The sequence below is a fragment of the Mesorhizobium sp. WSM4312 genome (assembly GCF_002294875.1).
GTDB lineage: Bacteria > Pseudomonadota > Alphaproteobacteria > Rhizobiales > Rhizobiaceae > Mesorhizobium.
Genome location: NZ_NSFU01000002.1, coordinates 1 through 22,799, shown reverse-complemented (window position 1 = coordinate 22,799; position 22,799 = coordinate 1). Strand labels below are relative to the sequence as shown.

Genomic DNA, 22,799 nt, shown 5'->3' with positions numbered 1-22,799 from the left:
CCTCACTTTGCCGTAGTGCCGCGGGTGACGAAGGCACCGACGCCAGCGACCAGGCGGTCGAGGCAGAAGCCGGTGACGCCGATATAGGCGAGCGCGACGATGATGTCGGGCAGCCGCGACGAATTCCATGCGTCCCAGATGAAGAAGCCGATGCCCACGCCGCCGGTCAGCATTTCGGCGGCGACGATGGCGAGCCAGGACAGGCCGATGCCGATCCTCAAGCCGGTGAAGATATAGGGTGCTGCGGCCGGCACCATGATCTTGACGAAGAACTCGAACGGGTTGAGCCGCAGGATAAGGGCGACGTTGCGGTAGTCCTGCGGGATGTTGCGCACGCCGACGGCGGTGTTGATGATGATCGGCCAGATCGACGTGATGAAGATGACGAACAGCGCCGACGGGCTGGAATCGCGGAACGCCGCCAGCGACAGCGGCAGCCAGGCCAGCGGCGGCACGGTGCGCAGGATCTGGAACACCGGATCGAGGCCGCGCATCGCCCAGATCGACTGGCCGACCAGCGCGCCGAACGCCACGCCGACCACCGCCGCCAGGCCGAAGCCGATGGCGACGCGCTGCAGCGAGATCAGCACCCGCCAGGCCAGTCCGATATCCTGCGGGCCATTGTCGAAGAACGGATGCGCGATCAGGTCATAGGCCTCGTTCCACACCTGACTCGGCGGCGGCAGGCTGGCGGTCGGTGACGAGCAGGCGACCTGCCAGACGACGAGCAGGAGGGCGATGACGACGGCAGGCGGCACCAGCGCCGTCGCGACCTTGCCGGCAATGGCGAGCGGGTCGATGCGGCGTCGGCTCTTGGCTGTGAACGCAACCAGTTCGGCGGCGGGCTTTGCCGGAAACGCCTTCACCTTGGTGTCCTCGATGGTTTGGATGGACATGTCTTGGAAACACTCCTGGGCGCTGGGCGACAACGGCGCGAGTGCCGTTGAGCCTAAGCCGATGCCTTGATCTTCAGGCTGTCGAGATAGGCGGACGGGTTGGCCGGATCGAAGACCTTGCCGTCGAAGAACGTCTCGACGCCACGCGACGAGGAGGCCGGAATGTCGGCCGCCGCCACGCCGAGGTCCTTGGCTGCCTCGCGCCAGAGATCCTCGCGGTTGACCTGATCGACCAACGCCTTGACGTCGGTGGTCGGTGCGAATTTGCCCCAGCGGATGTTCTCGGCGAGGAACCACGAATCATGGCTCTTGAAGGGGTAGGAAACGCCGCCCTTCCAGAACTTCATGTAGAGATCGGTACCGTTGGCGACGCGGCCATTGCCATAGTTGATGTCGCCCTTGAGGCGGCCGATGATGTCGGCGACCGGCACGTTCATCCATTGCCGCTTGCCGATGATGGCGGCCATCTCGTCCTTGTTCTCCTTGGCCTCGCACCATTGCTGGGCTTCCATGACGGCCATCAGGATCGCCTTGGTGGCGTTCGGGTTCTTCTCGATGAATTCGGCGCGCAGGCCGAGCGCCTTTTCCGGATGGCCTTTCCACAATTCGCCCGTGGTGGCGGCGGTGAAGCCGACGCCCTGGTGGACGAGCTGCTCGTTCCACGGCTCGCCGACGCAGAAGACGTCCATGTTGCCGACCTTCATGTTGGCCACCATTTGCGGCGGCGGCACGACGATGGTCGAGACGTCCTTGTCGGGATCGATGCCGCCGGCGGCCAGCCAGTAGCGCAGCCAGAGGTCATGCGTGCCGCCCGGGAAGGTCATGGCGGCCTTCACTTCCTTGCCGGCGGCCTTCTTGGCGGCGAAGGTCTCCTTCAACTTTGAGGCGTCGAGGCCGACACCGGTGCCGGCATATTCCTGCGCGACCGAGATGCCCTGGCAGTCGTAGTTGAGCCGCGCCACGATCGCCATCGGCATGGGCTGGTTGTTCTGCGTCACCTTGCCGGTGTGCATGAGGTAAGGCAGCGGCGTCAGTATGTGGGCGCCGTCGATGCCGTTGGCGGCACCGCCAAGCATCAAATTGTCGCGCGTCGCACCCCAGGAGGCCTGCTTCAGCACCTCGACATCGGGCATGCCGAATTTGGCGAACAGACCTTTCTCCTTGGCGACCATCAGGGGCGCGGCATCGGTCAGCGCGATGAAGCCGAGCTTGGCGCCGGTGACTTCCGGCGCGGCGGTCGCGGCATAGGCGCCCGAGGGGAGCAGCGCACGCGCGGCCGCCAGGGTTGCCGCGGTGGCAGCACCTGCCATCAGAAAACCGCGACGGGTCATGCCCTCAAGAGAGGTTTCAGTCTTGATGCGTTTCGTCATCGTCATCTCCCGTTGGGCACTGCTCGGATCAGCGCCGTCGATTGCGTGTTCGGTCAAAACAAAAAAGCCACCGGCCAGGCCGCGCGCGTCCGTCCATCCGGGATCGCGTGTTGACCTGAGCGGCAGCTTTGCCTGTAGCGCCCGCCATTGGACGCCTGTTACGTGACCCGAGAAGGGTCTGCCTATTGCAATGCAGGAACCGTGCCAGTTTCGGAGCAGATGACAAACACAAATAAAATCAACTATATAGTACAGCTATCGGCGCAAGAACCCGCAGGGTGGACAAGCCAAAGATTGTTCATGGGTGCAAATGCACGCACAATTTTTGTGCAATGCACAATAGTGGCGCGGAAATGATCAGGCTTCCGTGCGGGCCGATTTCTGGCGCGCTATGTAGGTGTCGATCTCATCGGGATCGAAGATCTGGCCGTCGAAGAAACCGTCCGGGCCGAGCACCAGGCCGGCGCCGGTCGCGCCGACCGCGGTGGCGACCTTGAGCGCGCCCTCGACCTTCGCATTGGCCCCGGGAAGCGCGACACCGAGCGGCTTCAGCGCCGAGCGGTAGAGGTCGGGCCGGTAGCAATCCCGGGCGATGGCGAGATTGTCAGGCGTGTGCGCGACATGCCCCCAGCGCACCATCTGCGTGTAGAACCACAGCGCATGGCTCTTCCACGGAAAGTTCGCGGCCTTGTCGAAGGGCAGGAAGAAGTCGTCGACATCCAGCTCCGCTCCGCCGCCCAATCGCAGATGGCCGGTCAGGATCGGCATCTGCACGGCCGGCGGCAAGCCGAGGAAGCGGGCCTGCGCCATCACCGCGGCCAATTCGGCGTGGTTGGCCGGATCCTGGCACCAGCGCGCCGAATGATGCAGCGCGCGCAGCAGCGCCGCCAGAGCCTCCGGTTTCTCGTCGGCCCAGGCCTTGCGCACGCCGATCACCTTCTCCGGGCTGTTGCGCCATATCTGCGCCTTGACGGTGACGATATGGCCGGTGCCGGCGGCGACCGCAGCGCTGTTCCAGGGTTCGCCGACGCAGTAGCCGTCGATGCGTCCAGTGGCGAGCGCGTCGGCCATGAAGGGCGGCGGCACGATGACGATCTCGATTGCGCGGTCGGGATCGATGCCGCAAGCGGCGAGCCAGTAGCGCAGTTCGTAATTGTGCCCGGAATGCGGGTGCACCACGGCAAAGCGCAGCGGTTCGCGGCGCGCGGCCGCCCGATCGCGAATGAATGCGCGCAGGGCCGCGCCGGCGCGCGCGGGATCGAGATCGGGTTGGGCGCCATGCGCCGCCATGCCGGCCCAGACAGCGTTGGAGATGGTGACGCAATTGCCGCCGAGCCCGAGCGAGAACGGCACGATGGTCTCGGAAGCGAGCGGCGTCAGCCCGAGATTGCAGGCGAGCGGCATGGGCCCCAGCATATGCGCGAGATCGAAATGGCCGATAGCGATGCGGTCGCGAATGTTGGCCCAGGACGTCTCGCGGTGCAGCGTCAGCTCAATGTCTTCGCGGGCGGCGAACCCAAGCTCGCTCGCGGCCACCAGCACGGCGCTGTCGAAAAGCGGCATGAAGCCGGCGGTGATCTGATGGCTCATGCTCATTCGTCCTCCGCCGGCCCCAGCAGCCCGGCAGCGGTCACCAGGCTCTGGGCGATGTCGCTGATCTTGCGGTTCTGGTTCATCGCCGTCTTGCGCAGCAGCGTGTAGGCGGCCTCTTCGGAGAGGCCGCGCGACTTCATCAGTATGCCCTTGGCGCGATCGATGACCTTGCGGCTCTCGAGTTCGCTGCGCGCCTCTTCCAGTTCGCGCGCCATGCGCGAGAAGGCATTGAAGCGGCTCACCGCCATGTCGAGGATCGGCTTGACACGCTCTTGCCGCAGGCCATCGACGACATAGGCCGACACGCCGGCATCGACCGCGGCCTCGATCGAGGCCTGGTCGGACCGGTCGACGAACATGGCGATCGGGCGCTTCACGGCGCGCGACAGCTGGAACATGTTTTCGAGCATGTCGCGGTTAGGGTTTTCGAGGTCGATGACGATGACGTCGGGTTCGATCTCAGCGATCCGCCGCGCAATGCCGGTCACGTCATGGATGACTGTCACAAGCTGATGGCCGGCCTCGCGCAGGCCGGCCTCGATGATCGAGGCACGGATGCGATTTTCATCGATCACCAGGACGGCTAGGGAGGATCGGACCATGCCTGCATTGTGGGGAAGGCCGCGAAATTGTGCAATGCGGCATAGCCACGTCCTTGAAAGGAATGTGGCCATGCCGCCGCCGAGGACTACGTCCTGTCAGAACGGGGTAAGGCGTGGGTTAGCCGCAAACGCGAACGTCTTCGACCACCCTATGGTGGTGGCGCCAATGCACGACTGTTTCCAAATGGCAGCGATGGTGCCGGTGGTAACGCCGATATTGGCCATAATTATCGTACTGAACGCTCTGGTCGTCCTCATATTGGTTGTCATAGCGCCGGTCATGGTGCCGGCGAATAACAATCCCGCCATTGTCGGAATCGTCTGGTGAATATTGGTTGCCATCGTCGGACTGGATAATCACACTTGCAGCTTGCGTCGGCGCAATGACCGATGCAGTTGCAGCCAATGCCAAAAGGGACGCTAAAATCAACTTTTTCATTTTGTCCTCCTGCGCGTTCAACACATATAAACTTGACACATAAACTCGCGGATGACCCGGAGCGTTCCACCGTAGATCTACACGCTTTGCGACGCCGGGGACATCATGGCGTTATCGGCGGAAACCATGTGGTCCAGGCGAACGAAGGCCGTGAGCGGCAGATGGTCGGAGGCGACGCGCGAAAGCGGCGTGTCATGGGCTTCGACCGCCGCGATCATTCCGTGCCGATTGGTCATGATCCGGTCGAGCGCCAAAAGCGGCAGGTTCGAGGGGAAGGTGGGCACCGCCGGTGGCTGAGGCCCGAACGTCGCGTGCAGCGTGTTGAGCGCCGAGCGGTTGCCGAGCCGCCATTCGTTGAGGTCGCCGAGCAGCAAGGTCGGCTTTTCATCGGCGCTGCTCATGATGTCCAGCACGACACGGGCCTGTTGCGAGCGCGAGTGGCGCAGCAGGCCGAGATGGGCGGCGATGATGCGCAAGGTGCGGTTTCCGTCGAGGTCGATCTCCGCCACCACCGCGCCGCGCGGTTCCAGGCCCGGAAGCCTGATCTGATGCACGTCACGGACGACGCCCTTCTTGAACAGGAGGACATTGCCGTGCCAGCCATGGCCCTTGCCGGTCGCTGAAATCGGCACCGGCACCAGGCCGGTTTCCCGCTCGAGGCGGGGCAGGTCGAGAAGCCCGTCACGGTCGCCGAAACGGTTGTCCGCTTCCTGCAGCGCGATGACGTCGGGGTCGATTTCGCGGATGACGCGGCTGGTGCGCTCGGGATCGAATTTGCGGTCGACGCCGATGCATTTGTGGACGTTGTAGGAGGCAACCAAGGTGCCTGTGGTGGCGGTTGCCTTGTGCGCAGCCGCGTTTGCCTTGCGCATCCGCCTGTCGCGAATGGACAAAAGCATGGTTGCCGGGAGGCTGCGTCCGTTCATCCGCACCGTGTGCCTGCCATGCCTGCTGGTCTCACCATGCACCTCAAATAGAGTCTTTGCGCTTATGTTCCACGGCCGACACCAAACTATCCGTCAAACACGTCGTTTTGTTAAAGCCTATCCAGAGATAGGGTGAGCACCCATCTAGAGATAGGGTGAGAACCCATCTAGAGATAGGGTGAGAACCCATCTAGAGATAGGGTGAGAACCCATCTAGAGATAGGGCGATCCCAGCCACAGGATGCGGTCGAACAGCCGGATGATGAAGGGGCGGGCCCGCAAGGAGTCCAGCGTGACGGGACTGGCCGTTTCGATTGCCGATCCGATCCGGGCTTCGATCTCGCGGGCAAAGCCTGCATCGAGGACTTCCAGATCGATCTCGAAGTTCAACCGCAGCGACCGGGCGTCGAGGTTGGACGAGCCGACATAGGCCCACACGCCGTCGATCGACAGCAGCTTGGAATGGTCGAATGGGCCCTCCGTGCGCCATATGCGGCAATAATTCTTCAGGATCTGGTCGAATTGCGCGGTCATGGCGCGGTCGACGAGGAAGAGATTGTTGACCGCCGGCACCACGACATCGATCTCAACGCCGCGCCGGGCGGCGGTGATCAAGGCGCTGATCAGTTCGCGGTCGGGCAGGAAATAGGGCGACATCAGGCGGATCGACTTGCGCGCCACCGAGAAGGCGCCGATCAGCAGCTTGTGGTTGGTCTCATTGCTGGCATCCGGCCCGGATGCGACCGCCCGCACCAGCATCGGCTGGCCGGGTGCCGGCGACAGCGGGGCAATTCGCCAGGCATCGCCCTTCAGCGCTTCGTTGGTGGCGAAGCGCCAGTCTTCGGCAGCGACCGAGAAGAGGTCGGCGACGACAGGTCCGGTGACCTTGAAATGCGTGTCCCTGGCGCTGTTGGAGCCTGCGAACTCGGCCGAAAAGCCCTTGCGGATGTTCATGCCGCCGGTGAAGGCAACGATGCCGTCGACCACAAGGATCTTCCGGTGGGTCCGGAGATTGGCGTAGGGCAGGCGCAGGCCTATGACGATGTTGCCGTTGAAGACATCGGCGGGGATGTTGGCGCGGCGCAGATGGCCGAGGATGCTGGGAACGGAGTAACGGGCACCGACGGCGTCGATCAGCACGCGAACGGTGACGCCGCGCTGGACGGCACCGGCCAGCGATTCCACGAAAAGCAGGCCGACGGCGTCATTGTCGAAAATATAGGTCTCGAGCAGGACGCTGCGCTCGGCGCCGGCGATCGCCGCGCACATGGCGGCATAGGCCTCGTCGCCAGTCTCCAGCACGTCGATGGCATTGCCCGGGTTGAGGGCGCGCCGCGCCACCCTGTCGCCCAGCGTCCGCAGGCCGGTGAAGCGCTGACCGTAGCGCTCGACGATCAGGGCCTCCTCGGCGGCGATGTCGCGCTCGTCCTTGGCGGATACCGCGTCGCCGGTGAGCGGACGCTGCGCCGTGATCGTGGCGCGGCGGATGCGGTTGATGCCGGCCACGGCATAGATCAGCACGCCAAGAATCGGTGACAGCACCATCACGCCGACCCAGCCGGTGGCGGCGCGCACGTCCTCCTTGGTCATGACGGCGTGGGCGATGCCGACGGTCGCCATCACCACCGAGATGATCGCCAGGATTTGGGTCCAGTGAGTCGCAATGGTCTCGAACATTGCCGGGACTATCCAGCGAGCGGTTGCAGAAGGCAATGCGGCCGGTTCATGCCTCGCATTCGGCGGATGGCGGTTGCCGCCTGGCCGAGGATATCTAGTCCCAGTCAGGGTTTGCACCAATTAATTCCTCCTGAACGCCCGCCTTCGAAAACCAACTTGACACGAGGGAAAGCAAAGAGACGGCGTGGTCCTGCATCGTCCTGTGCTGCCCTTGTGGCCCAAGGCTTCCTGTACTTTGGTATCACATCTGTTGTATATCAGCGGGAACGAAATTAGCGGTATAAAACTTGATCCGAGGCGGGGGGAGCGCCGAATGACGAAATTCAACTTCGAGGGGCCTCCCGTGGGGGATGGCGACCTGTCTGCCGAATGCCAGCGCCAGTTGCTGCCTCCCCTCCGTGAGATCGTCCAGGCGGCGGTCGCGGCAGGCTGGAACCGCGACGATGTCCTTCTGGCCTTTGTCGAACTCACCTGGGATCTGTACGAGAAACGTCGCGGTGATCTGTAGCAGCCGGCCGTAGCCGGTCGGCTCGGCGCCCCGTCGTGCCTGGCCGCCGATCTCGGCGCCAAAAAAATGAAGATGGATTCGCCGAAGCCGCGCCCACGGGTGATAAACGGATCTCAGGGATGGCGAAGATCGGCCATCGCCCTGAAATAGAATGCTCGCCAACTTCGTCGATCGGTCATTTTTTCTCTCTTTTCGCGAATAAGAATTTTTCTTTGCGCATGAGAGTTCTTCCCTAGCCGAGACGCCTGCGTTACGTTGGTTAAGGGGTGGGGCAAGGGGATTTCAGGCGGCGGCAGGCGGCTGAGGCAACGCAAATGAAAAATGCGGACGAAGCTCGGGAAAGCGGCGTTTCCCGAGGCGTCGATCGGGTGGCCCGATATGTCCTGGACATCATTCCAGAAAGTGCCGGTCCCAGAAGAGCCACCGCACGTGGCAGCGTCATCCATTCCGTCCGCGGCCCCGGCTCGCAGACGTTCCTGGCCAGGGAACATTCCGCGGGCATCGTGCTGAGGCCCGGGCGCAAATTCAGAGCCTCGCTCGGCAGCGACAGAGTTACAGAATACGATGCGCCGGTCGGATGCCTCATCATCAATCCCGCTGGAGTCGACAGCACCTTCGCCTGGACGCAGACCAGGGAAAACGCTGTCGTTTCCATCTCTCCCGAAGCGCTGTCGGAGCTGGCCGCGCACGAATTCGATCGCTCCGACTTGGAGCTCGAGCCGCCTGCGTTCGGCAAGGTCGACCTGAGGGCGCTCAACATCGCCCAGATGATCACCGCGGAGCTGACCGGCACGCTGCCGCCGAACGAGCTCTACCTGGACTCGCTGCTCACCGTGTTCGGCGTGCATCTGCTGCGCACCTACACCGGCCGCAGCCGGCGGACCGCGTCGCCCAAGGGCGGGCTCTCCGCCGCCGGCGCCCGACGCGTGCGCGAATATCTCGACGAGAATTTCGCGCGAAAGGTCATGGTCGCCGAGCTGGCTTCGGTCGCGGGGGTTTCGCCCAATCATTTCATAGCAAGGTTCGCCAGCACGTTCGGCATGCCGCCGCACCGATACCTGATCAACCTGCGCCTGGACTTCGCGGAAAAGTTACTCGTTGACGGCGAGCTCGCAATCGCCGAAGTCGCCTACCTCGCAGGGTTTTCGGATCAGAGTCATCTGGCCGCGACCATGAAGAAGTACAGGGGCAGAACACCGACCATGACCGGATATGCGCCGGGCAGAAACTGAAAGCCCGGGATGGCAAAGTGGCAACACCTGCAGTCCGATAATCCAAGACCGGAATTTTCTACTAAGCTTCCGGAGTTTTCCAAAATACGTCCGTCGCCACAATGCCGCAGGCATTACGGGAGTCATTCGAAATAGCATGCAGCCTGTGCATTATTCGCCATCTGGCCGGACTGATCGAATGAACCGGAGCGACAATGCGGCCACAGCTCGATCAATCACGAATTGTTTTTGGGGGGAACGGGGAGGGCGGTCTCGGGTTGAATTCCATCTGCGAAATATCAAGGGACCGAAAGATGCGGTCTGATGATGGCCCTCCGGGATCGGCATCCGGACCCGGTCCCGCGCGACAGCCGGCGCTGAACGTGAAAGGCGGCCTTTCCGCCCACAGCGCGCGCAAGGTGCAGGATTTCCTGGATCAGAATTTTACACGCAAGATAGCGCTTGCCGAAATGGCAGCGGTTTGCGGGCTGTCATCCTATCATTTCGTGCGGGCTTTCTCGCGGACGTTCGGGGTGCCGCCGCATCAATATGTGCTTGATCTGCGGTTGGACTTCGCTGAGAGGCTGCTTGCCGAAAGCCGCATGACGATCACCGATATCGCCCATTTGAGCGGCTTTTCGAGTCAGAGCCATTTTACTACCGTGATGAAGAAATACCGGCGATTGACGCCTTTGCAGGCTCGCTTCGGCAAGCTTAATTCGAAGCTTAGGTGATATATTGACCGCTTAATTGTTTTACTTTGCCTTATTAAAGCTCTAACTAAAGTAACTATCCGTTAACTCCCGTCAAGTTGCCGCGATTTTTTCTGACAAAACAGCAATTTCGTGAAATACGGCAAACCAGAATCATGGCTTTCTGCGAGTGCTGGAATTTGTCAGACATTTGATGACGGCTGGCGAACGGAGAGGGACCATGACCGACAATCACATTTCGAGTGGCTCGTTTGTTCAGCGTCGCACGGCGCATTTCGCCAGGCATTGGATTGCGGGGGCCGAGCACGGCTCCCGCTCGGTTCGCCGCCGCCTGATGGCGGTGCTGCGCATGGCGCACCGCGTGCTCGGCATGCGGCGCAACGGATCTGGACTCGGCATGCTCGGCATCGGCAAGATGTTGGCGGCGGCGCTGGGTGCCATCGCATTGGGCAGCATCGCCACGCCGGCATCAGCACAGGTTTTCGGCGGCGGCGGCACGGCGAACGGGGTACGCGGTATCGCGTTTGGATCCGGAGCCGTGCAAAACGGAGCCGACTCGATAGCCGAGGGCACCAATGCCAGCGCCGGCAGCCAGAATGCCGTGGCGATTGGCTTCGGAACGATCGCCTCCGCGATAAATTCCATTTATCTTGGCTCGCGCACCGCCCCCGGGACAGGTGTCACCGCCCAGAGCGCTATCGGCATCGGTACGGATGTCACCGCTTCGCAGGCCGATGCCATCGCGGTCGGACGGTCATCCCTTGCGTCGGCACAATATTCGGTGGCTCTCGGCCTAAACGCGAAAGCCACGGGCACCGGCGGCGCGATGGCGCTGGGCCAGGGCACGATCTCAAGCGGCGTCAACTCGGTCGCGCTCGGTGTTCAGGCCCAAGCCCTCGGGGCTGGCGCCAACGCCTTGGGCACCTTCTCCGTTGCTTCGGGTGGGAACTCCACTGCCCTCGGCACCAGTTCCACGGCCAGCAACAATTATGCGACAGCCGCAGGCTGGGGATCCGTCGCCAGCGGCGCCAATTCCACTGCCGTAGGACGCCAGGCCGCTGCCAGCGGCATAAACGCCTCCTCCTTCGGGACCGGATCGAATGCGATAGGCGACAATTCTCTTGCTGCCGGCGTCAGCGCCAACGCCAGCGGAGTTGGCAGTACCGCACTTGGTATCGGCACCTCTGCCGGCGGCGCCAGTTCGGCGGCCGTCGGCTTCCAGGCCCAGGCCGCCGGCACCAATGCCGCCGCCATCGGTCCCCAGGCAAATGCATCGGCATCAAACTCGGCAGCCTTCGGCAACGTCGCCACGGCTTCGGGCAATTTCGCGCTGGCCTTGGGCAATTCGGCCGTTTCGAGCGGGGTCGGCTCCGTCGCGGCTGGTTCTGGAGCCCAGGCCACGGACGTCTCGACAACGGCGCTCGGTAACAACGCCGCGGCGACCGCCGCAAATGCCAGCGCGCTGGGGTTGGGCGCCACGGCAAGCGGAACGTACTCCACTTCGCTTGGTTCCACCTCCAAAGCCACCGGCGCCCGTGCGTTCGCAGGCGGCCGTTCGTCCACTGCCGGCGGTGACGATTCCATCGCCATCGGCACGTCGGCCGTCTCGACAGGGGCAGGCTCGACAGCAGTTGGAGCGGGCGCGGTGGCACAGGACGTAAACGCGGTCGCCATGGGCACCGCCGCCAGCGCGCTCTCCGCCGACTCCGTCGCCATCGGCACGGGCGCGGTGGCTGACGGCGGCAAGGCGGTCGCCATCGGTTACGGCAACGAAGCCTATGGCGACGGTGCGGTCGCCATCGGCGATCCGAGCTACGCCAGCGGCACCGGCGCCTTCACCGGCGGCGCCAACAACATCGCCAACAGCGACGGCACGGCGAGTGCCTCCGCGGCCAATATGGCGGCGGGCGCCGTCGCCATCGGCAACAACAACAAGGCGATCGGGCAGGGCTCCGTTGCGCTGGGCAACGGCTCGACAGCAGGTGCCGCCGGCCTCGCCGGCAATGTCGCGCTGGGTGACGGTGCCACCGCGGCGGCAAGCTCCGGCGACGTGGCGCTCGGCTCCGGCTCGGTGACGGTCGCAGCGGTCGGCACGCCCAATGCCGTGATCAACGGCACCACCTATGCCTTCCAGGGCACCAATCCGACCTCGACGGTCAGCATCGGCGCGCCGGGCGCGGAGCGCACGCTCACCAATCTGGCGGCGGGGCGGATCAGCTTGACGTCGACCGACGCTGTCAACGGCTCGCAGCTCTTCGCCACCAACCAGGCGGTTGATGCCATCGGCACGACGCTCAACAACATCAATGTCGGCGGCGGCATCAAGTATTTCCACGCCAATTCAGCCCTGCCGGATTCCCAGGCCATTGGAACGAATTCCGTCGCAGTCGGACCCAACGCCGTAGCCAACAATGCTGGTGACGTCGCGATCGGCCTGAATTCCACGTCAGGAGCAACGACCAATGTCGGCGGAGCAACGATCGGCGGCGTGAACTACACCTTCGCCGGCGGCACGCCGGCGGGCGCCTTCTCGGTCGGGTCGGCTGGCGCCGAGCGCCAGATCCAGAACGTCGCGGCCGGACAGTTGAATGGCGGCTCGACCGATGCGGTCAACGGCTCGCAGCTCTTCGCCACCAACCAGCAGGTCACGCAGAACACGACCGATATCGCCAATATCGGCAGTGGCGTCACCAATCTCGGCAACACGATCAACAACATCGCCGGCGACACCTCGACCGCCTATACCGACGCCAACGGAATAGGCATCCGCTATGCCCGCACCAACGAGGCCGGACTGGCGCAAACCGATTCCTTCGCGCAAGGGGTCGGCTCCACCGCCGTCGGCTACCAGGCGACCGCGACCGGCGTCAGCGGGCTGGCGCTCGGCCGCGACTCACTGGCCAGCATCGACGGCAGCGTGGCGCTTGGTTCGGGTTCCGTGTCCGACCGGGCCGTGGCGCCCGCCACCGGCCAGATCGCGGCCGGTCCATCCAACTTCATCCAGTACAACACCACCGACAAGACGCTGCTCGGCGCCGTGTCGGTCGGCACCGCCTCGTCCTACCGCCAGATCACCAATGTCGCCGACGGCACGCAGGCGCAGGATGCCGTCACCGTGCGCCAGCTTCAGGGCGCAATCGCTTCCGTATCGGTCACCTCGACCAAGTACTTCCACGCCAATTCGGCGGCGGGCGACTCGCTCGCGGTCGGCGCCGAGTCGGTCGCGGTCGGCCCGACGACGGTCGTCAACGGCGATAACGGCATCGGCATCGGCAACGGCGCCATCGTCGACCAGACCGCGCCCGGCGGAATGGCCATCGGCCAGAATGCCCATGTGATGCTGGCCGACGGGCTGGCGCTCGGCACCAATTCGCTGGCGTCCGGCATCCAGTCGGTGGCGCTCGGCGCCGGCGCCCAAAGCACGTTCATCAACAGCGTCGCGCTGGGCGCTCAGTCCGTCACCACGGTCGGCGCCCAGACCGGCTACACGGCCTTTGCGCTCACCGCCCCGCAGACCTCGGTCGGCGAAGTGTCGATCGGCGGCGCCGGGGCCGAACGCAAGCTCACCAATGTCGCGGCGGGCTCGGCCAACACTGATGCCGTCAACGTCTCGCAGCTTAAGGGCGTGTCGCAAAACATCAGCAACCTGTTCGGCGGCGGCACCACGGTCAATCCCGACGGTTCGATCACCGGCCCGACCTATACGATCCAGGGCAACAATTATTCGACCGTCTATGACGGGTTCACGGCCGTCAACAACGCGCTGACCAACATCAGCAATGGCGGCGGCATCAAGTATTTCCATGCCAATTCGACGCTGGCCGACTCCACCGCCAGCGGCACCGACAGCGTGGCGATCGGGCCGGCCAGCGTGGCCAGCGGCACCAACAGCCTTGCCGCCGGCAATGGCTCGACAGCCACGGGCCAGGGCTCGGTGGCGCTCGGCCAGGGCGCCAAGGCCAACAACGCCAATGACGTGGCGCTGGGTTCGGGCTCGGTGACGCAGGCCGCCGTCGGCACTTCCAGCACCGTCATCAACGGCAAGACCTACGCCTTCGCCGGCACCACCCCGACCGGGACCGTCAGCGTCGGCGACGCCGGCGCCGAGCGCACGATCACCAATGTCGCCGCCGGACGGGTCAACGCCGGCAGCACCGACGCGATAAACGGCTCGCAGCTCTACGCCACCAACACGGCGGTCGAGGATTTGAAATCGGGCCTCGGATCGCTCACCCAGAATGCCGTCACCTATGACACCAATCCGGACGGCAGCAAGAAGAACAGCATCACGCTGCAGGGTGGCGACGTCAACGCGCCCGTGGTCATCTCCAATGTCGGCCCCGGTGTTGCCGGCACCGATGCGGTCAACGTCACCCAGATGAACAACCGCGTCGATTACGCCATCAACACGTCCAACAGCTACACCGACAAGGTGGCCGCCACGACCTTGCAGCAGGCCAACAACTATACCGATCAGAAGCTCAGCCAGCTCAATACCGACATCGACGGCATACGCGACGAAGCCCGCCAGGCGGCGGCGATCGGCCTTGCCGCGGCCTCGCTGCGCTACGATGACCGGCCCGGCAAGCTGAGCGTCGCGGCGGGCGGCGGCTTCTGGCGGGATTCGAGCGCCCTGGCCTTCGGTGCGGGCTACACCAGCGAGGACGGCCGCATCCGCGGCAACGTGTCGGGCACGGCCGCCGGCGGTCATGTCGGCGTCGGCGCCGGCATCAGCTTCACCTTGAACTGAGGCAGGAATGAAAGGACTTGCCGTACTGACTTGCCTGGTGCTCTGCGGCGGCCTCGCGCCGGCCGCGGGGCAGGTGGCGTCGCCCTACAGGATCAAGCCTTCGGATGTGGTGCTGCCGCCCGACGTGAAACTGGGAACCTATCAGCGGACGATCCGTCCCTTCGAAAACTGGACGCTGATCTGCGACGAGAACCTCAAAGCCCGCAAGAAGGTCTGCAATGTCTCGCAGGTGATCGAGGATACCTCGGGCAAGATGGCCTTCAGCTGGTCGCTTGCCGCCACGCAGGACGGCAAGCCCTACATGATCGTTCGCACCGCGCCGAACGCCAGGAGCGACGGCCTGGTCTCACTGAAGTTCGACGGGCGGGACCAGGCGATCGACGTCCACCTGAACGGCTGCAATGAAGTGGTCTGCGTCGGCATGCTGCCGGTCGGCCCCGTCATGCGCCAGCAGATCTCGCAGAATGCGACGCCGGCGATTTCCTATCCGACCGTCGACGGCAAGACGATCACGGTGACCGCAGCAACTCTCAAGGGGCTGACGGCAGCCCTTTCGCCACTCAAATGACCGGGGCAGCACAATGAGCCAGCAGGACCAGTTCATGTCCGCAAAACGCAGCAGCCCGGCCGTCGAGGCGGATCGGCAGCGGCTCGTCGAACCGACGCGGCGGCGATGGCCGCGCGTCATCGGATTTTCATTGTTGGGGCTTGCCGTGGCCGGCCTTGGCTTCGCCGCCGGGAACTATGCCGCGATCGCCAATCTGGTCGGCAGCGCGACGGCCGCACAGGCTGAGACAGCCAACCCGGCGCTTCCGGACACGCCTTTCCTCGAGCATGTCAAGCAGGCCGGGGTGCAGGCCTGTTCGACTATCTATCCGGTGCTCGGGCAGATCTTGACGACAGGCACCAAATACAGCGTCAAATCCTTGTGGAACGATCAGGCCGCCGACAAGCATGCGGTCCAGGCCTTCGTCGGCATGGACTATGCGACGGAACGCTATAGCGGACCTGCCGCGGGCGTCGTTTTCGCATCGCCCACCGCTTCGGGTTGCGAAGGGACGATGGTGCGGGTGGCGCCGTTCGCCAGCCCGTGCGCCGATCTCCCGTCCATTCTTCCGCAAGGCAGCAAGATCACCGACCATCTCGGGCAGGTCGAGGTGTACGAGCTCGGCGGCAATGCGGGTGAGGCCCTTCTCTTGCCGACAGGCAAAAGCTGCGTGGTGATCTCCGTCGCCTCGGCGGCGAAGTAGGCAATTCGACCGGATCAAGGAAAGGGGTGCCGACCATGAGATTACGGGCTTTGGCAGTTTTGGGCTTGACCTTGTTGTGGAGCGGACACGTCGTCTCGGCCGACCTGGTGGCACCTTCGGAACCGCAGCAGGAGGAAAAAGGCATCTGGGCGGCCATCGCCTATTCGCAGTCCGACAGCAAATACGGCTTCTTCTGGGGCGCCGACAAGCGGCAGGAGGCGAAGGACATCGCGCAGAAATATTGCGAGAACGCCGGCGGCAAGGCCTGCAACGTCGTCTCCGTCTTCCGCAACCATCGCCATTGGACTGATGACGACGAGACCGGCTTTCCCTACAAGCACTGCGGCGCGCTCGCCATGGCCGACAAGGTCGAGAACCGTTTCACGCCCTGGGGCGTGAACTCGGCCGAGACCCGCCGGGAGGCCGAAGACCTTGCCTTGCAGGCCTGCGAGGCGTCAGGGGCCAAATGCAAGATTCGCGAATGGGTCTGCACATGAAGCGTGGCCTCAAGGCCGCCTGCGCATACGGGGCAATCGCATTCTCGTTGATGTCGCCAGCGTCGGCTCAACAAAAGGCCGCGGCTGCTCCAGATGGACCGTCATCGCTGCGCGAAGTCTATCAGGACTGGAGCGTGGCTTGCTCTGTCCAGGAGAATGCGAGGGTCTGCTCGCTTTCGCAGGACCAGGTCCAGAAGAATGGCCAAAGGCTGCTTGCCATGGAGATACAGAGGCGCGCGGACGGGTCGACGACGGCCACCCTGCTTCTGCCCTTCGGCATCCTGCTCGATCCGGGTGTGACGCCGCAGATCGACGATCAGCCGCCATTGTCCCCGCAGCGCTTCAGGACCTGCCTGCCGACAGGCTGCATCGCGGTGTTTTCCATTGACCGATCCGTGCTCGGAAAGCTGAGGGTAGGCGAGGTGCTGAAGCTCAATGTCACGACAGATGCGGACACGCCACTGACATTCCCGGTGTCGCTGCACGGCCTGACCGCTGCGCTCGACCGCATGGTCGCGTTGAGCGCACGGTAGGGACAAGGACCTGCGATGCAGCTTGGGCCGCCTATGACTATTTTTCCCGCATCGCCCGGCGGAAGTTCTGCGTGATCGGCTCGGCAAGGTAGGAAAGCACTGTGCGGGCGCCCGTCCGGATCATCGCCTCACTCGACATGCCGGGCAGCAGCTTGCGACCCTCCAGCTTGGCGAGTTCGTTTCTGTCGATCAACACGGTCGCGGCGAAATAGGGTGCGCCGCTGCGCTCCTCCACCATGCGGTCGGCCGACACGATCTCCACGACGCCGTCGAGCGGCGGCAGATTGTAGCGGGCGAAGGCCGGGAAGCTGACGTGCGCGGGCTGTCCGGGAGCGATCGTCTCGACATCCTCCGGTTTGACCATGGCCTCGACCACGAGTTGTTGTCCGAGCGGTACGATCGTCATCAACGTCTCACCGGGTTTCACGACGCCGCCAGCCGTGTGGACCTTCAGGTCCATGACGATGCCGTCGACCGGGGCGACGACATCGGTACGGGCAAGCACGTCCCTGGCGGAACGTTCCTCCTGTCTAAGATCGAACAATTCCGCTTCGACCTTGCTCAACTCGTCGACGGCCTCGTTCAGCCGCACTGTGCCGAGGTTCAAGATTTGCATGTCGATCTCGGCCATGGCACTTCTGGCGCGGGCGATCGCGGCGATGTTGGTGGCGCGATCCCCCTCGATCTCCTGTTGTTGCCGCCTGAGCAAAAGGTTCCGTTCGCGCGTGGTCAGCCCCTTCGCGAGCAGGGTCTCGAGATCTTTGGTTTCACCCTCGATCGCGTCGATCTGCCTGTCCTTGGTGACGATAAGCTGCTCCAGTCCTGTTATCTCTTCCGCGGTCTGGCGACGGCGCTGATTGAGAATTTCCTGCTCGTCCGTCAAGTTGTGATGCTTGGCCGCGAACACGTCACGCTGCGCGGCAACCGCGTCCTTCGCGGCGGTGGCGGGGTTTGCGAGCAACGCCGGGTCAAACGCGATCTCGTCTTTGCCGTCGCGCTCGGCCCTGAGGCGCGCGGCCAGCGCCTCGCGCGTGGCGATCCGGTTCTGGATCAGGTCGAGCTGTGCCTTTGCCTGGGTGTCGTCGAGCCGGACGAGGACCTTGCCCGCCTTGACGATATCACCGTTGGCGGCATCGAGCTCCGCGATGATGCCGCCCTCAAGGTGCTGGATGAGCTTGCGGTCGCCGGCGACCTTCACGACGCCCGGGGCCACCGCGGCGCTGTCCAACGGCGCCAGGGCCGCCCAGCCCCCGGCCACGCCGAAGAACAGGAACAGGATGGCGAAGCCGGTGTACGTCACGCCCGTAAGACGCAGGGGGACCGGTTCAAGCAGGGAGGGAGGCGGAACGGGTAACGGCACGACGTTCATAGCTGTTCTCATTTCATGCCTGGTTCGCCACGACAGCCGTGCTCATTGCGTTCTGACGCGACGTACGCTTGGAAGAGGGCCGTGGCCCGTTGTCGACGCCGACTACGGCGGTGGAGATTTCCGGCGCCGGATTTGAGGGTATCTGAGTTACCTGGCGGACGCGCGCGGCGAGTTCGTTGAAGACATGGTCGCGTGAACCGAAGAGGTCTTGTTGGCCCCGGTTGAGAACCAATATCTTGTCGACCTTGTCCATCATGTTCGCCCGGTGCGCGATCAGGATAATGGTCGTGCCCGCCGCCTTGACCGCGCCGAGGGCGGCGATCAAGGCGTCCTCACCCTCGCGGTCGAGGTTGGAATTGGGCTCGTCCAGGATGATGAGTGCCGGGTCGCCATAGAGCGCCCGCGCAAGCCCGATGCGTTGGCGCTGGCCACCCGACAGCACCGCTCCGGCTTCGCCGATCTCGGTGGCGTAACCCTTCGGCAGTCCTTTGATCAGTTCGTGGACACCCGCCAGCTGCGCGGCCTTGACCACGTTGTTGAAGACCGCTGGGGTGGTAGTCGCGAAGCGGCAGATGTTTTCGGAGATAGTGCCGGCGAAGAGTTCGATGTCCTGTGGCAAGTAACCGACATAATGACCACGGTCCTCCGATGCCCATTCGGCGACGCTCATGCCGTCCAGCAATGCGCGACCGCCTGATGGGCGCCAGGCGCCGGCCAGTATCCGCGCCAAGCTTGTTTTGCCGGCCCCGCTCGGGCCGATCAACGCCATGGCTTCGCCCGGATTGAGCCGGAAGCTGATCCCTTTTAGTATGTGCTCGCCACCCGGCCGGGCCAGCACGAGGTTCTCGGCCTCGAACCTGCCTTTCGGACGTGGCAGCGGCAGAACCGGTGTGGCTTCCCGGTGCTCTCCGGCAACCGCGGTGAGACGCCGGTAAGCAGCACGCGCTCCGACCGTCGCCTTCCATGTGCCAATCGCTTGCTCGACCGGGGAGAGCGCGCGCCCCATCAGGATCGAGGCTGAGATCATGATGCCGGGCGAAGCCTCGTTGCGAAGCACCAGATAGGCGCCAAGGCCCAGTATGGCCATTTGCAGGGCCAGCCGGTGGCAACGCGCGATGGCCGCGATGACGCCGCCACGGTTGGCGGCTAGAACCTGTCCCTTGTTTGCCTCGTCCTGCTGCGCCTTCCAGCCCTCCAGCAGTGGCTTCAGCATGCCCATCGCCTGCACGACCTCGGCGTTGCGGATCGCCGCCTCGGCCTGCACATAGGCCCGCGACTGTGCGTTCGCAGCCTCGGTCAAGGGCTTGCGTGTGAGGTATTCGTTGAGCACCGCCAGGGCAAACAGGACGATCCCGCCACACAGCGCCAACCAGCCCAGCCAAGGGTGCATGACGAATATGGCGGCGAAGAACAGCGGCGCCCAGGGCGCGTCAAGGATCGGGAAGATGCTTGGGCTGGTGAAGAAATTCCGCACTTGATCCAGGTCGCGCAGGGGACGTGCGTTGGCATGACCGGGCGCCGAGGCGGCATATTCCACCGATGCGGTCAGGAGAACCGGTGCCAATCGCGCGTTCATCCACGATCCGACGGTGGCCAGCAGACGCCCGCGCACCACCTCCAGCCCCGCCATTGTCGCGAGTGCGCCTGCCGCCATCAGCGACAGCATCACCAGCGTCTCCAAGCTGTGGCTGGACAACACGCGATGGTAGACCTGGAGCATATAAAGCGCCCCGGTCAGCATCAGTACGTTGATGCCCCCGCTGAACCAGATAAGCGGCCGGATGGCGCGTCTGGCCTCTTTCATCACCACCTGCAAGGCAGGGGGCTGTTGTCTGTTTTTCATCATCGGGATGACATCTCCGTGCAACGGATTGCGGGAGGCGCAACGGGGGCAGCCATGGCTGCCCCCGTTGGTTACGCGTCAGGCGACATCAACAAGGATGTGCTGCGGCGTCGTCTGGTCCAAGTCCGCGTCCGCCACCTGGAAGGCGAAGTCGAGATGGGCATCCGGCGTCGTGGTCTGCGTCGAGGTGAAGCCGATGTCCGTGATCTTCAGCACATCGTTGTCGGTGGGGTCCCAGTTCTGTAGGGCGAAGGTTGTGCTACCACCACCGGAGCCGGTCGCCCGCTGCAGGTCGATCGCCGTCGGTGTCTCCTGAAGGCCGGCTAAGTTCGGGTTGCTATCGGGGCCGGTGAGACCATTACCAGACTGCATGATCTGGACACCCTGAAGTACCCAGTTCTCGCCTGCACCGTTGTAGTCATTCCTCTCGACGATAACGAGACCGTCGTTGTTGTCGAGCGGGAAGTCGGCAGCGTAGGCGGTAGGCACCTGCCCTGTCTTGAAGATGTCGGCGTTTGAGACGTACATCGCCTTCGTGGTAAACGTGTCGGCGGCGGTGCCTGTGCCACCCGCGACCCCGTCGGTACCGAAATTGACGAGGTTGAGGATCAGCATCAAGTCCTCGCTGTTGCCGATACCGTCGAACTTGATTGCCATATCGTTGGCCGTCTGGTTCGGGACGCTATTGGCGCCGTCGTCGGTGATGATGCCGGGGCTGTGGTCGAAGAACCGCAACGTCAGCAACTCACCCTTCTGGATCGTGTCACCGGCAACCCCGTTCGTGGCTTGGGTTGCAGAAACCCAATCCTCGAAGTTGCTGCTGATCTGTTGGCCGGCATTGAAGATGGTGTCGTTAACACCGCCGACAACCGGATTGCCGTCACCCGTCGCGTTGAACCCGAAGGGGTTCCCGTTGGGATTCGAGTTACCGGTGAACTGCACGAAGAAGTCCCGGTCGGTCTGATCGCTCGTGGTGCTAGCGTCGAAAAGCTTCTCCACCACGATGTTTGGGTGACCGACGTTGCTCACCGGCTCCTTGGACAAGAGCTCAGAGGTGTGCAGGATGTCCTTGGTGAAGCCCTCGACCGTGTCGTTCAATGTGATGGTGTAGGTGTCGGCAACCTTGTTGAAGACAAGGGTGCCACCCGCTGTGGCAGTCTGGTTGCCGGCCGTGTTCGGGTCACTATCGTACGAGATTTGCCAGTTGAACGACGCCGAGGTGTCGCTTTCCGACTGAAGCGTCGCGAACGAGCTAAGGAACGGGGTCGTCCCTGGCGTCGGCACAAGGCCGGTGAGGTTACCTGTAAGCCCGATCTGGATACCATCAAGGGCTCCGTTGGCATCGACGAAGTCAGAGTGCGTGGCGTCGTAGAACGAGGCCGGGTGGCTGTCCGTGCCGATGTCGTACCCGAAGGCTCCGGTAGCCGACGCGTTGAGCGTGTTGGCCAGAGCCTCGTGGGTCCCGGTGCCGTTGCCGGTGTTCTGGTCGCCGTCAAACGGCACCGTGATCGTCGGGCCATCGTCCCTGATCTGCACCTTGTCGCCGATGGCGATATTGGTGCTGCTGGTATCGCCGTCGCCGTCCGTGGCAGTGATGATCGCCAGCAAGGCGCCGTCGAGCATCGTCTTCACATCGTCGGGGTTGGTCGTATCCGGATGGGCGATCGCGACATATTGCGCGATGCTGAGAATGCCGGCCTGGCTGATGGAGATGGCGATGGCGACGGGATCGCCAGTCGTGCTGCCGTCGTTGCCGACGTCAACCCGGCCGACCACAAGGCCGCCCTCGACATTGAGCAGGATATTGTGCCCGGCGAGGGAATCGAAGCCGGAATCGACATTCGCGCCGCTGACGCCCAGCGAAAGCGTCTGGGTGCCGCCGTCGGTGCCGAAGCTCGAATTGGGTGTGACCACCGCCGAGGCGCTGGCCGCCCAGCCGAGCGCTGTGCCGAGCGCCGCGAAGGCGGCGGGCAAGGCGCCGGCCTGGTCATTGGAACTGGCATCGACGCCGGCCGTCTCGTCATGCAGTACCTTGGCCGCGTTCTCGGTCAAGGCCGCCGTCGGTCCATCGTCCCTGATCTGCACCTTGTCGCCGATGGCGATATTGGTGCTGCTGGTATCGCCGTCGCCGTCCGTGGCAGTGATGATCGCCAGCAAGGCGCCGTCGAGCATCGTCTTCACGTCGTTGGGGTTGGTCGTATCCGGATGGGCGATCGCGACATATTGCGCGATGCTGAGAATGCCGGCCTGGCTGATGGAGATGGCGATGGCGACGGGATCGCCAGTCGTGCTGCCGTCGTTGCCGACGTCAACCCGGCCGACCACAAGGCCGCCCTCGACATTGAGCAGGATATTGTGCCCGGCGAGGGAATCGAAGCCGGAATCGACATTCGCGCCGCTGACGCCCAGCGAAAGCGTCTGGGTGCCGCCGTCGGTGCCGAAGCTCGAATTGGGTGTGACCACCGCCGAGGCGCTGGCCGCCCAGCCGAGCGCTGTGCCGAGCGCCGCGAAGGCGGCGGGCAAGGCGCCGGCCTGGTCATTGGAACTGGCATCGACGCCGGCCGTCTCGTCATGCAGTACCTTGGCCGCGTTCTCGGTCAAGCCCGCCGTCGGGCCATCGTC

At 63.9% G+C, this 22,799-nt stretch carries 18 protein-coding genes; 8 read left to right on the top strand and 10 right to left on the bottom strand.

All coding sequences use genetic code 11. The annotated features are described in order from the left end of the window. Window positions 1-2 precede the first annotated feature (2 nt). The 7 genes from ntrB to CK228_RS03390 form a co-directional block, all read right to left on the bottom strand. Window positions 3-896, bottom strand: coding sequence for a nitrate ABC transporter permease (ntrB, locus tag CK228_RS03420; protein WP_095786926.1), 894 nt, complete (start codon window positions 894-896; stop codon window positions 3-5). Between the two features lie 53 nt (window positions 897-949). Continuing rightward, window positions 950-2,266: a CmpA/NrtA family ABC transporter substrate-binding protein gene (locus tag CK228_RS03415; protein WP_095772749.1), complete on the bottom strand. Its 1,317-nt coding sequence runs from the start codon at window positions 2,264-2,266 to the stop codon at window positions 950-952. A 357-nt stretch (window positions 2,267-2,623) separates the two neighbouring features. Next, on the bottom strand, window positions 2,624-3,862 hold the full coding sequence (locus CK228_RS03410; RefSeq protein WP_095786925.1) for a CmpA/NrtA family ABC transporter substrate-binding protein: 1,239 nt from the start codon (window positions 3,860-3,862) through the stop codon (window positions 2,624-2,626). Continuing rightward, window positions 3,859-4,461 (bottom strand): ANTAR domain-containing response regulator, encoded by a 603-nt coding sequence (locus CK228_RS03405; protein ID WP_032931485.1) that lies wholly within the window; start codon window positions 4,459-4,461, stop codon window positions 3,859-3,861. Before CK228_RS03405 ends, CK228_RS03410 begins: the two co-directional genes overlap by 4 nt. 118 nt (window positions 4,462-4,579) lie before the next feature. Continuing rightward, complete coding sequence (locus CK228_RS03400) at window positions 4,580-4,900, bottom strand: hypothetical protein (RefSeq protein WP_095772750.1); 321 nt, start codon at window positions 4,898-4,900, stop codon at window positions 4,580-4,582. A 77-nt stretch (window positions 4,901-4,977) separates the two neighbouring features. Then, the gene (locus tag CK228_RS03395; RefSeq protein WP_140891360.1) at window positions 4,978-5,772 is read right to left on the bottom strand and encodes an endonuclease/exonuclease/phosphatase family protein; all 795 of its coding nucleotides are present in this window, start codon (window positions 5,770-5,772) and stop codon (window positions 4,978-4,980) included. A gap of 267 nt (window positions 5,773-6,039) precedes the next feature. Beyond that, window positions 6,040-7,503, bottom strand: coding sequence for a phosphatidylserine/phosphatidylglycerophosphate/cardiolipin synthase family protein (locus CK228_RS03390; RefSeq protein ID WP_095786924.1), 1,464 nt, complete (start codon window positions 7,501-7,503; stop codon window positions 6,040-6,042). Window positions 7,504-7,816: 313 nt separating this feature from the next. Between CK228_RS03390 and CK228_RS03385 the strand changes: the two genes are divergently transcribed. From CK228_RS03385 to CK228_RS03350, 8 genes are all read left to right on the top strand, one after another. Next, window positions 7,817-8,011, top strand: a complete 195-nt coding sequence (locus CK228_RS03385; protein WP_095772704.1) for a hypothetical protein — start codon at window positions 7,817-7,819, stop codon at window positions 8,009-8,011. Between the two features lie 314 nt (window positions 8,012-8,325). Then, window positions 8,326-9,243, top strand: a complete 918-nt coding sequence (locus CK228_RS03380; protein ID WP_095786923.1) for an AraC family transcriptional regulator — start codon at window positions 8,326-8,328, stop codon at window positions 9,241-9,243. A gap of 362 nt (window positions 9,244-9,605) precedes the next feature. Then, window positions 9,606-9,956 carry an AraC family transcriptional regulator gene (locus CK228_RS03375; RefSeq protein WP_245437781.1) on the top strand — a complete coding sequence of 117 codons (351 nt, stop codon included), beginning with the start codon at window positions 9,606-9,608 and terminating at the stop codon, window positions 9,954-9,956. A 199-nt stretch (window positions 9,957-10,155) separates the two neighbouring features. Then, on the top strand, window positions 10,156-14,685 hold the full coding sequence (locus CK228_RS03370) for a YadA-like family protein (RefSeq protein WP_095786921.1): 4,530 nt from the start codon (window positions 10,156-10,158) through the stop codon (window positions 14,683-14,685). Window positions 14,686-14,692: 7 nt separating this feature from the next. Continuing rightward, the gene (locus CK228_RS03365) at window positions 14,693-15,253 is read left to right on the top strand and encodes an invasion associated locus B family protein (protein ID WP_095786920.1); all 561 of its coding nucleotides are present in this window, start codon (window positions 14,693-14,695) and stop codon (window positions 15,251-15,253) included. Between the two features lie 13 nt (window positions 15,254-15,266). Continuing rightward, window positions 15,267-15,935 carry a hypothetical protein gene (locus CK228_RS03360; protein ID WP_095786919.1) on the top strand — a complete coding sequence of 223 codons (669 nt, stop codon included), beginning with the start codon at window positions 15,267-15,269 and terminating at the stop codon, window positions 15,933-15,935. A 35-nt stretch (window positions 15,936-15,970) separates the two neighbouring features. Further along, window positions 15,971-16,432 carry a DUF4189 domain-containing protein gene (locus tag CK228_RS03355; protein ID WP_044548288.1) on the top strand — a complete coding sequence of 154 codons (462 nt, stop codon included), beginning with the start codon at window positions 15,971-15,973 and terminating at the stop codon, window positions 16,430-16,432. Continuing rightward, window positions 16,417-16,965 carry an invasion associated locus B family protein gene (locus CK228_RS03350; protein WP_095786918.1) on the top strand — a complete coding sequence of 183 codons (549 nt, stop codon included), beginning with the start codon at window positions 16,417-16,419 and terminating at the stop codon, window positions 16,963-16,965. Before CK228_RS03355 ends, CK228_RS03350 begins: the two co-directional genes overlap by 16 nt. A gap of 37 nt (window positions 16,966-17,002) precedes the next feature. Here the strand turns inward: CK228_RS03350 and CK228_RS03345 are convergent, their stop codons facing one another. The 3 genes from CK228_RS03345 to CK228_RS03335 all read right to left on the bottom strand — a co-directional run. Then, window positions 17,003-18,334, bottom strand: a complete 1,332-nt coding sequence (locus tag CK228_RS03345; protein WP_179295798.1) for an HlyD family type I secretion periplasmic adaptor subunit — start codon at window positions 18,332-18,334, stop codon at window positions 17,003-17,005. Window positions 18,335-18,347: 13 nt separating this feature from the next. Continuing rightward, a complete protein-coding gene (locus CK228_RS03340) occupies window positions 18,348-20,177 on the bottom strand; it encodes a type I secretion system permease/ATPase (RefSeq protein ID WP_245318113.1) in 1,830 nt (609 codons plus the stop codon). Between the two features lie 78 nt (window positions 20,178-20,255). Next, window positions 20,256-22,799: DUF5801 repeats-in-toxin domain-containing protein (locus tag CK228_RS03335; protein ID WP_095786916.1), on the bottom strand; the 2,544-nt coding region annotated here is incomplete at its 5' end.